The organism is Pseudorhizobium halotolerans (assembly GCF_902153235.2).
Classification (GTDB): domain Bacteria; phylum Pseudomonadota; class Alphaproteobacteria; order Rhizobiales; family Rhizobiaceae; genus Neorhizobium; species Neorhizobium flavum.
This window is the reverse complement of record NZ_CABFWE030000007.1, coordinates 49,156-62,225: the sequence shown is the minus strand read 5'-3', so window position 1 is coordinate 62,225 and position 13,070 is coordinate 49,156. Positions and strand designations below refer to the sequence as shown.

16 protein-coding genes are annotated in these 13,070 nt (G+C 61.2%); 14 read left to right on the top strand and 2 right to left on the bottom strand.

Going from position 1 to position 13,070, the window contains the following annotated elements:
• The first annotated feature begins 37 nt into the window (after positions 1–37).
• The 14 genes from FN060_RS13210 to trmB all read left to right on the top strand — a co-directional run bounded on the left by FN060_RS13210 (position 38) and on the right by trmB (position 12,305).
• On the top strand, positions 38–529 hold the full coding sequence (locus tag FN060_RS13210; RefSeq protein WP_052636628.1) for a universal stress protein: 492 nt from the start codon (positions 38–40) through the stop codon (positions 527–529).
• A 109-nt stretch (positions 530–638) separates the two neighbouring features.
• Positions 639–1,205: a NifU family protein gene (locus FN060_RS13205; protein WP_052636631.1), complete on the top strand. Its 567-nt coding sequence runs from the start codon at positions 639–641 to the stop codon at positions 1,203–1,205.
• A gap of 15 nt (positions 1,206–1,220) precedes the next feature.
• Positions 1,221–1,880, top strand: coding sequence for a tRNA (adenosine(37)-N6)-threonylcarbamoyltransferase complex dimerization subunit type 1 TsaB (tsaB, locus tag FN060_RS13200; protein ID WP_142588540.1), 660 nt, complete (start codon positions 1,221–1,223; stop codon positions 1,878–1,880).
• 5 nt (positions 1,881–1,885) lie between these two features.
• Positions 1,886–2,380, top strand: a complete 495-nt coding sequence (locus FN060_RS13195; protein ID WP_052636636.1) for a GNAT family N-acetyltransferase — start codon at positions 1,886–1,888, stop codon at positions 2,378–2,380.
• Between the two features lie 34 nt (positions 2,381–2,414).
• Positions 2,415–2,843, top strand: a complete 429-nt coding sequence (locus FN060_RS13190) for a Fur family transcriptional regulator (protein WP_142588539.1) — start codon at positions 2,415–2,417, stop codon at positions 2,841–2,843.
• Complete coding sequence (gene olsA / locus FN060_RS13185) at positions 2,843–3,637, top strand: lyso-ornithine lipid O-acyltransferase (protein ID WP_142588649.1); 795 nt, start codon at positions 2,843–2,845, stop codon at positions 3,635–3,637. Before FN060_RS13190 ends, olsA begins: the two co-directional genes overlap by 1 nt.
• 41 nt (positions 3,638–3,678) lie before the next feature.
• Complete coding sequence (gene miaB / locus FN060_RS13180; protein ID WP_142588538.1) at positions 3,679–5,091, top strand: tRNA (N6-isopentenyl adenosine(37)-C2)-methylthiotransferase MiaB; 1,413 nt, start codon at positions 3,679–3,681, stop codon at positions 5,089–5,091.
• A 25-nt stretch (positions 5,092–5,116) separates the two neighbouring features.
• Positions 5,117–6,172 (top strand): PhoH family protein, encoded by a 1,056-nt coding sequence (locus FN060_RS13175; protein ID WP_077547451.1) that lies wholly within the window; start codon positions 5,117–5,119, stop codon positions 6,170–6,172.
• Positions 6,173–6,194: 22 nt separating this feature from the next.
• Positions 6,195–6,716 carry an rRNA maturation RNase YbeY gene (ybeY, locus tag FN060_RS13170; protein WP_142588648.1) on the top strand — a complete coding sequence of 174 codons (522 nt, stop codon included), beginning with the start codon at positions 6,195–6,197 and terminating at the stop codon, positions 6,714–6,716.
• Positions 6,713–7,897, top strand: coding sequence for a transporter associated domain-containing protein (locus FN060_RS13165; RefSeq protein ID WP_142588537.1), 1,185 nt, complete (start codon positions 6,713–6,715; stop codon positions 7,895–7,897). The genes ybeY and FN060_RS13165 overlap by 4 nt, the downstream gene beginning before the upstream one ends.
• Before the next feature lie 73 nt (positions 7,898–7,970).
• Positions 7,971–9,566, top strand: coding sequence for an apolipoprotein N-acyltransferase (lnt, locus tag FN060_RS13160; protein ID WP_142588536.1), 1,596 nt, complete (start codon positions 7,971–7,973; stop codon positions 9,564–9,566).
• Positions 9,567–9,699: 133 nt separating this feature from the next.
• Positions 9,700–10,116 carry a helix-turn-helix domain-containing protein gene (locus FN060_RS13155; protein ID WP_052636651.1) on the top strand — a complete coding sequence of 139 codons (417 nt, stop codon included), beginning with the start codon at positions 9,700–9,702 and terminating at the stop codon, positions 10,114–10,116.
• 160 nt (positions 10,117–10,276) lie between these two features.
• Positions 10,277–11,521: a methionine adenosyltransferase gene (gene metK / locus FN060_RS13150; protein WP_142588535.1), complete on the top strand. Its 1,245-nt coding sequence runs from the start codon at positions 10,277–10,279 to the stop codon at positions 11,519–11,521.
• Positions 11,522–11,603: 82 nt separating this feature from the next.
• Positions 11,604–12,305: a tRNA (guanosine(46)-N7)-methyltransferase TrmB gene (gene trmB, locus FN060_RS13145; RefSeq protein ID WP_142588534.1), complete on the top strand. Its 702-nt coding sequence runs from the start codon at positions 11,604–11,606 to the stop codon at positions 12,303–12,305.
• 10 nt (positions 12,306–12,315) lie between these two features.
• On the opposite strand, the gene FN060_RS13140 is transcribed toward trmB, so the two are convergent.
• Both FN060_RS13140 and FN060_RS13135 read right to left on the bottom strand, forming a co-directional pair.
• Positions 12,316–12,573, bottom strand: a complete 258-nt coding sequence (locus tag FN060_RS13140; RefSeq protein ID WP_052636655.1) for a BQ00720 family protein — start codon at positions 12,571–12,573, stop codon at positions 12,316–12,318.
• 45 nt (positions 12,574–12,618) lie between these two features.
• Positions 12,619–13,047, bottom strand: coding sequence for an Hsp20 family protein (locus FN060_RS13135; RefSeq protein ID WP_142588533.1), 429 nt, complete (start codon positions 13,045–13,047; stop codon positions 12,619–12,621).
• Positions 13,048–13,070 lie beyond the last annotated feature (23 nt).

Here is a 13,070-nt window from a genome sequence, read left to right as displayed (position 1 = left end):
ACCGTCCGCGTCGAGCTTCGGGAGGAAGAGGGCTGCCATGGTTTCAAAACGCCTGTCTCGACTTGAGGGACACCGCCGCAAGTTCATGGCGATCATCGATGGAACGCCGGAATGCGAAAGGGCTGTGCACTACGCCGGCCGCCGCGCCAAGAATTCCAATGGCGGGCTCGTCCTGCTGTTCGTCATTCCGGAAGGGGACTTTCAGCAGTGGCTGGGCGTCGAGGCGATCATGCGCGCCGAAGCCCGCGAGGAGGCGGAGGCCATCATGGCCAAGGCTGCCCAGAAGGTGCGCGAATCGATCGGCATCGACCCGGAAGTGGTGATCCGGGAAGGCAATGCCACGGATGAGATCAATGATCTGGTCGAAGAGGACCGGGATATCGCCATCCTTGTTCTTGCGGCAGCCTCGGCCAAGGAAGGTCCCGGCCCCCTCGTGTCCGCCATTGCGGGCAGAGGCGCCGTGTTTCCCATTCCCGTCACCGTTCTGCCCGACAGTCTGTCCGACGAGGAGATCGACGCACTGTGCTGAGGCGCTTGACGGCAGGGATCGAAAAGCGCACTTGAACCGAAAGGTGATCGGGATTATCTTCTTTGGAAGAATTCTAAACTAAGTGCCGTGCGCACTTCGGAGAAGCAAGATGTTCATTCAGACCGAGGCAACGCCGAACCCGGCAACCCTGAAGTTCCTGCCCGGCAAGGTGGTCATGGAAAAGGGCACTGCGGACTTCCGCAATGCTGGCGAGGCGGAAGCATCGCCCCTCGCCTCGCGCCTTTTCGCAGTTCCTGGAGTGACCGGCGTCTATTTCGGCTACGACTTCATCACCGTGACGAAGGAGAGTGGTGAGTGGCAGCACTTGAAGCCCGCCATCCTCGGCTCGATCATGGAGCACTTCATGTCCGGTCAGCCGGTCATGGGCGGTGGCACAAGCACAGCCGAAGCCTTCGACGAAGAGGGCGAGTTCTATGACGAAGGCGACGAGACGATCGTCGCTACGATCAAGGAGCTGCTCGAAACTCGCGTCCGGCCTGCTGTTGCCCAGGATGGTGGCGACATCACCTTCAAGGGCTTCAAGGACGGTACTGTTTACCTGAACATGAAGGGAGCCTGCTCCGGCTGCCCGTCGTCCACCGCAACCCTGAAGCACGGTGTGCACAACCTGCTTCGCCACTTCGTCCCGGAAGTGCAGTCGGTCGAAGCCCTTTAAGGCTGTCGGCTGTCGATGCTCCTCTTGGCCATTGATACCGCCGGGGCCGATTGTTCCGCGGCGGTCTATGACACATCCTCCTCTAAGATCCTGGGTTCCGTCGTCGACAACATCGGCAAGGGGCATGCGGAACGGCTGATGGCCGCGATCGACGAGGCGCTAGCCCAGGCCGGTCGGCCCCTTTCAGATGTTGGACGAATCGCGGTTGTCGTTGGACCCGGCTCCTTCACGGGAATTCGGGTCGGCGTCGCTGCGGCGCGCGGGCTCGCGCTTTCCCTAGGTGTGCAGGCAGTCGGGGTAACGACCCTTGAGGTGCTTGCCCACGCCTTCCTCGATGGAGGACATTCCGGCCCGGTGGTCGCTGCGATGGATGCCAAGCGCGGCGAACTTTATGTCCAGGCTTTCGCTGCCGATGGGAACTCGCTGGGGGAGCCGCAGGCGCTTCCGCCGCAGGCCGCGAGAGATCTGGCAGCTTCGCTTTCTGCCGATCTGACGGGATCGGGACGTGATCTTGCCATGGGTGGGGAAGCATCCGCTGGTGCCGATCGCTTCGATATCTCGATCATCGCGCGACTGGGGGCGGCAAAGCCCCTGGACGCGGCGCGTCCGAAGCCGCTTTACCTGCGTGGGCCGGATGCCAAGCCGCAGACCGGCTACGCGCTTGCCAGGGCCTGATTGCGATGCTGGAAGAATATCTCCAGTGGAAGCCCTTTTTCGAGATTGTTCCGCTCGAGAACCAGGACTGCCGTGAGATATCTGAGCTCCACGGTCAGCGGTTTCCACGTCAGTGGAACGACGGCGAATTTCTCGGCCTGTTGCTGCAGCCGAACGTCTTCGGCTTCATCGCCCGCCAGACCAATGCGTTCTTCTCCCGTCCGGCGGCGGGCTTCGTTTTGGCGCGAGAGACTGCCGGCGAAGCGGAGATATTGACGATAGCGGTCGCCGAGCGATTTGCAGGGGCGGGCCTGGGTTGGCGCCTCATGCAGGCGGCCCTGCGCGAGGCCGAGCAGCGAGGCGCGGAAGAAATCTTCCTGGAGGTCGAGGCTGCCAACGAGCCGGCGGTCCGGCTGTATCGGAAGCTCGACTTCGTGACCGTCGCCGAACGTCCCGCTTACTACGAAAGCGCCGGTGGGGAGCGGTCGTCGGCGCTTGTCATGAAGCGCGATCTTCGCTAGTTCCATCAGTTAGATAACGAGAGGCGGCAACGTCATGACAGATCTTTCCAAGACACTGGAAGAACTGTGCGCCGACAAGGGCATGCGCATGACGGAGCAGCGCCGGGTCATTGCGCGCATCCTCCAGGAATCCGATGACCATCCCGATGTTGAGGAACTCTATCGCCGCTCCTTGACCGTAGATCCTCGTATATCGCTCTCAACGGTCTATCGGACTGTGAAGCTGTTCGAGGACGAGGGCATCATCGAGAAGCATGATTTCCGGGATGGTCGCGCGCGGTACGAGACCGTGCCCGAGGAGCATCACGATCACATGATCGACCTCGAAACCGGCTCCGTCATCGAATTTCATTCGCCTGAAATCGAGGCGCTGCAGGAGCGCATTGCCCGCGAGCATGGCTTCCGCCTCGTCGGGCATCGGCTGGAGCTCTACGGTGTGCCGCTCGACAAGGGCGACGCTTGATCACCTGGTTGCGGATCGGCTTCGTCGTCGTCTCGCTTGCGGCAGTCACGCTGGTGCTGCTGCCTCTCCAGGTCGTCGGGCTGGCATTCGACCTGAGGCTCCGCCGCTACGTCCCGCGATACTGGCACCGTGCCGCCTGCCGCCTGCTCGGCATCCGCATCCACGTTCACGGCAAGCCGGAGCCGCGCCGGCCCCTGATGCTCGCCGCCAACCATGTCTCATGGAAGGACATCCTGGTTCTCGGCGCGATCGCGGACGTCGCCTTCATCGCCAAGTCTGAAGTCGCCGACTGGCCGGTTTTCGGGCTTCTCGCCAAGCTGCAGAAGACGATCTTCGTGGCGCGGGAGCAGAAGCGCCAGGCCGGCCGCCAGGTGAACGAGATCGCCGAGCGTATGAAGGCGGGTGAAGTCGTCGTGCTCTTCCCGGAAGGCACGACGTCAGACGGCAATCGGGTGCTGGAGATAAAGTCGTCGCTTTTCGGCGCTGCCGCGGCGGCCGTGCCGCAGGTGCCGGGCAATGTCGTCCATGTCCAACCGGTCGCCATCGCCTATACGCGGGTGCACGGCATGGCAATGGGACGGTATCACAGGCCGATTGCAGCCTGGCCGGGCGACATTGAGCTGGTGCCACACCTGATCGGCGTGCTCAAGGCGCAGGCGATTGATGTCGACATCTCCTTCGGGCAGACAATCGAGTTTCGAGCCGGCGACAACCGCAAGCTGTTGAGTGCAGCGGTCGCCGCGCAGATCCGGCGCATGCTGCTTACTCGACTTCGCGGTCGCGAAGCCGGATAAACCCTTCTATTGCGGGCCGTCTTGCGGTAAAGAGCCCGCCCATGAGCAACGACACCGCAACAACTCCTCCGGCCGCAGACAAGGCAGGCGCCGCCAATACCCGCAAGGTATTCATCAAGACCTATGGCTGCCAGATGAACGTCTACGATTCCGTGCGCATGGGCGACGCGCTTGCCGGTGACGGCTATGTTCCGACCGATGCCATGGAAGAAGCGGACCTGATCCTGCTGAACACCTGCCATATCCGGGAGAAGGCTGCGGAGAAGGTCTACTCCGCGCTGGGACGGCTGCGGGACATGAAACAGGCCCGCAAGGCGGACGGGCAGGAATTGATGATCGGCGTCACCGGCTGTGTCGCGCAGGCGGAAGGGGAAGAAATCCTCAGGCGTGCTCCCGCAGTCGACGTGGTTGTCGGGCCGCAAACCTACCATCGGCTTCCTGAGGCGCTGCGGCGTGCAAGAGAGGGCACGCGGGTCGTCGATACCGACTACGCGGTCGAGGACAAGTTCGAGCATCTGCCGGCGACCGAGAAGGCGCGCATCCGCGCCCGCGGCGTTACGGCATTTCTCACGGTTCAGGAAGGCTGTGACAAGTTCTGCACCTTCTGCGTGGTGCCCTATACGCGTGGTGCGGAGGTCTCGCGACCCTTGCACCAGATCGTCGACGAGGCACGCCGTCTGGCAGATGCCGGGGTGCGCGAGATCACGCTCCTCGGCCAGAACGTCAATGCATGGCACGGCGAGGGTCCGGATGGCCGAGAATGGGGATTGGGTGACCTGCTCTATCGCCTGGCCGAGGTGCCGGGCCTCGCCCGCCTGCGCTACACCACCAGCCATCCGCGCGACATGGATGATCGCCTGATCGATGCTCACAGGGATCTGCGCGCGCTGATGCCCTATCTGCATCTTCCCGTTCAGTCCGGCTCCGATCGCATCCTCAAGGCGATGAACCGGCGTCACACGGCGTCGGAATATTTGCGCCTGATCGACCGAATCCGTACGACGCGGCCGGATATTGCCATGTCCGGCGATTTCATCGTCGGCTTCCCCGGAGAGACCGATGTCGACTTCGAGGATACGCTGCGGATCGTTCAGGCGGTCGGCTATGCCCAGGCCTTTTCGTTCAAGTATTCCACCCGTCCCGGGACGCCCGGTGCCGACCTTCCCGATCAGGTTCCCGAGCACGTGAAGTCGGAACGGCTTGAAAGATTGCAGGCCCTCCTCTTGAAACAGCAGGCGGAGTTCGCCAAATCCTGCGTTGGAAAGGTCATCGACCTGTTGCTGGAAAAGCCTGGCCGGAACGAGGGTCAGGTGATCGGAAGATCGCCTTGGCTGCAGTCTGTGAATGTTGATGCAAAAACATCGCAGATAGGTGACATTATTCCGGTACGAATCATCGGAACGGGGCCGAACAGCTTGTTTGCGGAGCCCGTACGGGATGTAATCATAGCCTGAACCCACTGGCGAGGAGCTTGCCTACTTGAACGGACACGAACTGGTTTCTTCACCCGCGCGTCAAACCCGATCCGCTGCGCCCGATGCCAACCACTTCGTGCTGACATTCGAGAACAACAGGTTAGCGAGCGAACTTTTCGGACAATTTGACCAGAATCTGAAATTGCTCGAGGAGCGGCTGCATGTCGATGCCCGCGCCAGGGGCAATTCCGTATCGATCTCCGGCGATGTCACGGCGACCAACCAGGCACGTCGTGCCCTCGACTATCTCTACGAGCGGCTCCAGAAGGGCGGCAGCGTCGAGGCTTCGGATGTCGAAGGCGCGATCCGCATGGCGGTTGCGGCGGACGACCAGCTGCAGTTGCCGACCATGGAGCGCAAGGCAAAGCTGTCCATGGCGCAGATTTCTACGCGCAAGAAGACGATCGTTGCACGTACCCCCACTCAGGATACCTACATTCGGGCGCTCGAGCGGGCGGAACTCGTCTTCGGCGTCGGTCCTGCCGGCACGGGCAAAACCTATCTCGCCGTAGCGCACGCGGCCCAGTTGCTCGAGCGCGGCGCCGTGGATCGAATCATCCTTTCCCGCCCGGCTGTTGAAGCGGGCGAACGGCTGGGCTTCCTGCCCGGCGACATGAAGGAGAAGGTCGATCCCTACCTGCGGCCGCTCTACGACGCGCTTTACGACATGATACCGGGCGACAAGGTGGAGCGTGCAATCACCGCCGGCGTCATCGAAATCGCCCCGCTCGCCTTCATGCGCGGACGCACGCTCTCCAATGCGGCTGTTATCCTCGACGAAGCGCAGAACACGACATCGATGCAGATGAAGATGTTCCTGACCCGTCTCGGCGAGAATGCGCGGATGATCATTACCGGTGATCCAAGCCAGGTGGACCTTCCGCGCGGGGTCAAGTCCGGTCTTGTGGAAGCCTTGCATGTGCTGAAGGGGGTTGAGGGGATATCCGTGACCCGCTTCAAGGATGTCGACGTGGTGCGCCACCCGCTCGTCGGGCGGATCGTCCAGGCCTATGACGCCCAATACGCTGTTCACGAGGAAAGCGAGGAAGTCGACCGGTAAGGTGCCGATCGTACGTAGTCTGATGCCGCAATTGGATATACAGGTTAGCGTCGAGGAGACCGGGTGGTCCTCGGAAGAGGAACTGGCGAAGCAGGCCGTGGCCGTCTTATCGGTTGCGGCAGATTATCTGGCCGATGCGGAAGGGCAGCCCTTTCCCGCTCACCCTGTTGAAGTCTCGTTCGTCTTCACGGGCGATGAAGAGATCCGCGCTATCAATGCCGAGTGGCGAGGAAAGGACAAGCCAACCAACGTCCTCTCCTTCCCTGCTTACCCAATCGCGCCGGGCAAGATGCCGGGCCCGATGCTGGGCGACATCGTAGTGGCCCGTGAGACAGTCGAGAGGGAAGCTGCGGAGCTCGACAAGAGCTTCGACGCGCATTTGACGCATCTGCTGGTGCATGGTTTTCTGCACCTGTTCGGCTATGACCACATTGAAAACGACGAAGCCGAACGGATGGAAGCGACGGAGACTCGCATTTTGGCCAAGCTTGGCCTATCTGATCCCTATGCGGGACAAGACCCGATCAATGACCTGGAACGATGAACGACATATCGACCATTGCTGCCCATGAGGGCAAATCCGGTTCGGACACTTCCTCGGAAGAAGACAGTAGTCCGCTCCGACGCGACAACCTTACCCGAAGCCAGAGTTCCTTTTGGGCGCGGATGATGCGCCTCGTGCGACCCGCACAGGGCGAGCGCCTGCGGGAGGATCTTGCGGATGCGCTGATGACCGACGCCGGCATCAGCAGTGCCTTCTCGCCCGAAGAACGGGCCATGCTGCACAATATCCTGCGGTTCCGTGAGGTTCGTGTCGAAGACATCATGGTGCCGCGGGCCGATATCGAGGCGGTCGATATGACGATCACGCTCGGCGATCTCATGATCCACTTCGAGGCGACTGGCCGGTCGCGAATGCCTGTCTACTGCGATGCACTGGATGATCCGCGCGGCTTCGTCCACATCCGCGATCTTCTCTCCTACCTGGCGAAGCAGGCTCGCAACAAGCGACGCTCGGTCCCGCGCGCGGCTCCGGCCCAGCCCATGCCGCTCGCCAGCGAGAAGACCGAAAAGCAGGCCCGAACACCGAAGCCATCCTTCGACCTCGGTCGGGTGGATCTCAGCAAGACCGTCGCGGAGGCGGGGCTGATCCGCAATATTCTATTCGTGCCTCCGTCCATGCTTGCTTCCGACCTGCTCCAGAGCATGCAGGCTGCGCGAACGCAGATGGCGCTGGTCATCGACGAGTATGGCGGCACCGACGGTCTCGTCTCCCACGAGGACATCGTGGAAATGGTGATCGGTGACGTCGAAGATGAACACGACGACGACGAGGTCATGTTCTCGCGTTCGGCCGATGACATTTTCGTCGCCGATGCTCGCGTGGAACTGGAAGAGATCGCCGAGGCGATCGGCCCCGACTTCGACATCCGCGACCGTGTCGAGGATGTGGACACGCTGGGTGGATTGATCTTCTCGGCGCTCGGCAGGATTCCGGTTCGCGGCGAGGTGGTCCAGGCTCTCCCGGGCTTCGAGTTTCACATACTCGACGCCGATCCTCGGCGGATCAAGCGGGTGCGTATCGTCCGCAAGCGTATGCTCTCCCGCCGGCGGCACAGCAAGGGTGAGGGGGACACTCCATCCGATGCTGCCACGACCGCCCCTGTTGCCGATGCGGTGACTGTCGCCGACCATACAGCATCCGATGTTCGGAATGCTTCCTAATGCCCTTGGCGGGACAGGCGGCGGGAATTTTGAAACACTGCGATCCTGATTCGGGGCAGGGGAAGGATTGCGGATGGAGCGGCTGGCGGGCAGGATAATGCTTCTATGGGGCGCGCGCCGTCATGCGCTCGCCTTCGCCGCCGGTGCGGTTGGCGCCCTTGCATTGCCGCCTTTCGGGATATTCGGAGCTCTCTTTATCTCCTTCACGCTGCTCGTCTGGCTGATGGACGGGCAGGCGTCGCATCCGGGAAGCGGCTGGGTAGTGCGCCTGCGATCCGTGTTCCTTCTCGGATGGTCCTTCGGATTCGGCTACTTCCTCGCTGGTCTTTGGTGGCTTGGCAACGCCCTTCTGGTCGAAGCGGACCAGTTTGCTTGGGCCCTGCCGCTTGCGGTGCTCGGCCTGCCTGCCTTCCTGGCCCTCTTCTTCGGCCTGGCGACCGCGCTTGCCGGACTGCTCTGGTCGGACGGGCTGGCTCGGGTGGCTGCACTGGCCTTCGGGTTCGGCCTTGCGGAATGGCTGAGAAGCTTCGTGGCGACCGGGTTCCCCTGGAATGCCATAGGCTACGGCGCCATGCAGACGCCCATCATGATGCAATCCTCTGCAGCCATCGGGCTCTTCGGCGTGTCGACGTTGGCAGTTTTCGTCTTCTCGCTTCCGGCACTCTTCGGCACGCGCCGCGGACTGGCTGCGGGAATGGCCTGTGGCATCGTCCTCCTGTGCGCACATTTCGGTTATGGAGGCTATCGTCTTTCCACCACGACAGATGATGCCGGCGAGGGCACGCAGACGATCGTGCGGCTTGTCCAGCCGGTGCTGGACCAGTCCCGGAAGCTTCAGAACTCCGACCGGGCGGCGATCTTCGAGGAGCATCTGGCGCTTTCATCTGCTGCACCGGCAAAGGGCGAAAGACGGCCCGACATCATCGTCTGGCCGGAGACTTCGGTACCCTTCATCCTCACCGAGAACCAGGATGCGCTCGCCCGGATCGCGGAGGTGCTTGAGGAGGGTCAGGTTCTGGTGGCGGGGGCCGTACGCGTAGAATACTCCAGCGCCGGATCACCTCCGCGCTACTACAACTCCGTCTATGTTATCGACGACCGGGGTGAGATCCGCGGTGCCGCCGACAAGGTGCACCTCACCCCGTTCGGGGAATACGTTCCTTTCGAGAACTGGCTGCGCGATTGGGGGGTCGAGAACCTGGTCGCCCTGCCGGGGGGCTTTTCGGCCGCCGCCACACGCTCGCTCCTGTCTCTGCCGGATGGCCGTACCCTCTATCCGCTGATCTGCTACGAAGCGATCTTCCCGCACGAGATCGGCGCCGATGCGGGATCGTCCACTGCGATACTCAACATCACCAACGATGCCTGGTTCGGCGACACCCCCGGCCCCTATCAGCACTTTCAGCAGGCCCGCCTGCGCGCCGTGGAGACCGGCCTTCCTCTTATTCGCAGCGCCAATAGCGGGATTTCCGCAGTGATCACACCTGCGGGAACGGTCGTCGAGAGTCTGAGCTTCAACCAGAAAGCCTTCCTGGATGTCGGGCTCAAGGAAGTCTCGATGCCGTCGTGGAGCGACGCCGAGCGTCAGACCCATTTCTGGTTGCTTGAAATGATCATGTTTTTGATTGCAGTCACTTCGCGCAATGGTTTTAATTTCCGACGGAATTGACCAAAAACCCCCAAAATCGCATAGTGGTGGTGCACTTCTGTTCGCGAAGGTTTAGAAGTGATATGCGTTCCTGCCACCGCAAGTTCGGCGGCAGTCTCGGAGCGGTTTTGCAGACCTACGTCAGGACAGAGTGATGATTGAAAACAAGAAGAAGCCGAATCCTATCGACATCCATGTTGGAAGTCGGATTCGTCTTCGCCGCACTATGCTCGGTATGAGCCAGGAGAAACTGGGGGAGAGCCTCGGCATTACCTTCCAGCAGATCCAGAAGTATGAAAAGGGCACGAACCGGGTCGGTGCAAGCCGCCTGCAGAACATCTCCAGCATTCTGAATGTGCCTGTGTCCTTCTTCTTTGAGGACGCCCCCGGGGAAAACCGTGCTTCCCCTGCGGGGATGGAGGAGGCGTCGAGCTCGAACTTCGTGGTCGATTTCCTCTCCTCATCTGAAGGTCTTCAGCTCAACCGGGCTTTCGTGAAGATTTCAGATCCGAAGGTCAGGCGGCGGATTGTCGATCTGGTAAAGGCGCTCGCCGCCGACGCTGACGAGTAATATTCTGAATGTCTTGAAGAGCGGCCGCTGGGCCGCTTTTTTTTATGCCGACAGGCACGGCAAGGCGCGATTTCAGATATAAAGATATATTTATGTCCTTGTTTTTGGCGGGGTGAGCCACTAAGAGGTTGGCTGTTTCTTTTCTTGAGGGGAATCCCGCATGCGTGAGAGCTATCTCTTTACCAGTGAATCGGTTTCGGAAGGTCACCCTGACAAGGTATGCGACCGGATCTCGGACGAGATCGTCGATCTCATCTACCGGGAAGCGGCAAAGACGGGGATAGACCCATGGACGGTGCGGGTGGCATGCGAAACTCTCGCGACCACCAATCGGGTGGTCATTGCCGGTGAAGTGCGGCTCCCGCCGAGCCTGATGAAGAAGGACAAGGAAGGCCGCGACGTCATCAATCCGTCGAAGTTCCGCTCCGCGGCGCGAAAGGCAATTCGCGACATCGGTTACGAGCAGGATGGCTTCAACTGGCGCACGGTGAAGGTCGACGTCCTCCTGCATTCGCAATCGGCAGACATTGCACAGGGCGTTGACAGCGCTGCCGACAAGCAGGGTCATGAAGGCGCGGGCGACCAGGGTATCATGTTCGGCTATGCCTGCCGCGAGACCCCCGATCTCATGCCGGCGCCGATCTACTACTCGCACCGCATTCTCCAGCTACTCGCTGCGGCACGCAAGAAGGGCGAAGGCGATGCCGCCAAGCTCGGCCCTGACGCCAAGAGCCAGGTGACCGTACGCTACGAGAACGGCAAGCCGGCTTGCGTCGACTCCATCGTGCTCTCCACACAGCATCTGGACGAAAGTTGGGATTCCAAGAAGGTGCGCGCCGTGGTCGAGCCTTACATTCGCGAGGCTCTGGGTGACCTCAAGATCTCGGATGACTGCAAGTGGTACATCAACCCGACCGGCAAATTCGTCATCGGCGGTCCGGATGGAGACGCCGGCCTGACCGGCCGCAAGATCATCGTGGACACCTATGGCGGTGCTGCCCCCCATGGCGGCGGCGCGTTCTCCGGCAAGGACACCACCAAGGTGGACCGGTCGGCTGCCTACGCCGCTCGTTACCTTGCAAAGAATGTCGTTGCAGCCGGCCTGGCTGATCGTTGCACAATCCAGATTGCCTATGCGATCGGTATCGCCCAGCCCCTGTCGATCTACGTGGACCTCGGGGGAACCGGAAAGGGTGTTACCGAGGAACAGGTGGAGGCGGCTATCCGCAAGGTCATCGATCTGTCGCCATCCGGCATCCGCCGCCATCTCGACCTGAACAAGCCGATCTACGCGAAGACCGCGGCCTACGGCCATTTCGGCCGTAAGCCCGGACGTGATGGTTCCTTTGCGTGGGAGAAGGTTGATCTCGTGAAGCCGCTGAAGGAAGCGCTGAAGGCTGCCTGACCGGCCTTTACGGATCCGTTGTGAAGACTGTAAAGCGGATGGCTCTCAAGCCGTCCGCTTTTCTATTGTTGAAAGACCCACGATGACCGATCGACACCACCCTGGCCGTGCCACCGAAGCCTTCTTTGGCCGGCGCAAGGGAAAGCCGCTACGCGATCGCCAAGCGGAAAGTCTGGCAACGGTACTGCCGGCGCTGAAGCTGGATCTGGGGGCGCCTACGCCGGCGAGGCTCGCGGATCTGTTTTCGGTTCCTGTCGACGAGGTCCGGCTGGAAATCGGCTTCGGGGGAGGAGAGCATCTGGTGCATCGGGCCCAGGAGAGCCCCGTCACCGGCTTCATCGGCGTGGAACCCTTCGTCAACTCCATGGCGAAACTTGTGGGGCGGGTCACGGATCTCGACCTGCGCAATATCCGCCTCTACGACGATGATGCGACGCAGGTTCTGGATTGGCTTCCGCCGGCGTCAGTCGATCGTATCGACCTTCTTTATCCGGACCCCTGGCCGAAGCGGAAGCACTGGAAGCGCCGCTTCGTGTCGCAGGTGAACCTTGAGCGGTTCCACCGCGTCCTGAAGCCGGGCGGACTGTTTCTCTTTGCCTCCGACATCGATACCTATGTCAACTGGACGTTGATCCACTGCCGAAACCACGGGGGGTTCGAATGGCTTGCCCAGGACGCCTCGGACTGGCTGACGCCCTTCGCCGGCTGGCCCGGCACGCGATACGAGGCCAAGGCGCGCAGAGAGGGGCGTTCGTCCGCCTATCTTACGTTTCGAAGCGTCTAATCCAGAGGTTCTAGTGGAGGCTGACCGTCTTAAGGTCGTCCTCAGCCGCCTTGAAGAATGTGCTCGAGCGGTTGTCGGTCAGCAGGATGGGCGTGCCGTCGGCACCGAAAAGTGCCCAGAGATCAAGATTGGGGTCCATGGACGGCGCTTCGGGGAAACAACGCGACACGTCTTCGTATCTGATCTTGCGAATGTAGCCGACTTCTCCGGCACCCAGATGGGCAAGTTCCGATTCGGTCAGCTGCGTATTCGCTTCTTTCAGGAGCATTCCAGCCTCCAGCATTGAGGGCGTCACGACGATGATGTCGTTGCTCTACTCTGGGACGGAAATGTTAATTTTTCGCACCATCCGGGCAGGTTCGGGTCGGACCAGGTCCACGGAAAGCAGGCCGTTTTTCAAAGCAGCTCCATCGACTTGCATCCCGTCCGCAAGAACGAACATCCGCTGGAACTGGCGTGCGGCAATGCCTCGGTAAAGGTAATCCCGCTCGGGCGGCTCTGCCTGACGTCCGCGTATGACCAGCTGGTTTTCCTCGACCGTGATGTCGAGTTCGTCCCGGGAGAAACCCGCGACCGCAATCGTGATGCGGAGTCGATCGGGAGCGCCAGATGAGTCCGGAAATATCCGCTCGATATTGTAGGGCGGATATCCATCATTCGCCTTGACCAGGCGCTCCAGCGTCTTCTCCATCGCATCGAAGCCCAGGAGAAGTGGGCTGGCGAACGGTGTGATTCGGCTCATTCTCAGTCCTTTTGAAGCGACCG

Excerpts from the sequence above, each read along its gene's own strand:
- ybeY (WP_142588648.1), top strand. The coding sequence starts at position 6,195 with ATGCCGCAATTGGATATACAGGTTAGCGTCGAGGAGACCGGGTGGTCC.
- tsaB (WP_142588540.1), top strand. The coding sequence starts at position 1,221 with ATGCTCCTCTTGGCCATTGATACCGCCGGGGCCGATTGTTCCGCGGCG.
- trmB (WP_142588534.1), top strand. The coding sequence starts at position 11,604 with ATGACCGATCGACACCACCCTGGCCGTGCCACCGAAGCCTTCTTTGGC.
- FN060_RS13205 (WP_052636631.1), top strand. The coding sequence starts at position 639 with ATGTTCATTCAGACCGAGGCAACGCCGAACCCGGCAACCCTGAAGTTC.
- miaB (WP_142588538.1), top strand. The coding sequence starts at position 3,679 with ATGAGCAACGACACCGCAACAACTCCTCCGGCCGCAGACAAGGCAGGC.
- lnt (WP_142588536.1), top strand. The coding sequence starts at position 7,971 with ATGGAGCGGCTGGCGGGCAGGATAATGCTTCTATGGGGCGCGCGCCGT.
- FN060_RS13165 (WP_142588537.1), top strand. The coding sequence starts at position 6,713 with ATGAACGACATATCGACCATTGCTGCCCATGAGGGCAAATCCGGTTCG.
- FN060_RS13190 (WP_142588539.1), top strand. The coding sequence starts at position 2,415 with ATGACAGATCTTTCCAAGACACTGGAAGAACTGTGCGCCGACAAGGGC.
- metK (WP_142588535.1), top strand. The coding sequence starts at position 10,277 with ATGCGTGAGAGCTATCTCTTTACCAGTGAATCGGTTTCGGAAGGTCAC.
- FN060_RS13210 (WP_052636628.1), top strand. The coding sequence starts at position 38 with ATGGTTTCAAAACGCCTGTCTCGACTTGAGGGACACCGCCGCAAGTTC.
- FN060_RS13140 (WP_052636655.1), bottom strand. The coding sequence starts at position 12,573 with ATGCTCCTGAAAGAAGCGAATACGCAGCTGACCGAATCGGAACTTGCC.
- FN060_RS13155 (WP_052636651.1), top strand. The coding sequence starts at position 9,700 with ATGATTGAAAACAAGAAGAAGCCGAATCCTATCGACATCCATGTTGGA.
- FN060_RS13135 (WP_142588533.1), bottom strand. The coding sequence starts at position 13,047 with ATGAGCCGAATCACACCGTTCGCCAGCCCACTTCTCCTGGGCTTCGAT.
- FN060_RS13195 (WP_052636636.1), top strand. The coding sequence starts at position 1,886 with ATGCTGGAAGAATATCTCCAGTGGAAGCCCTTTTTCGAGATTGTTCCG.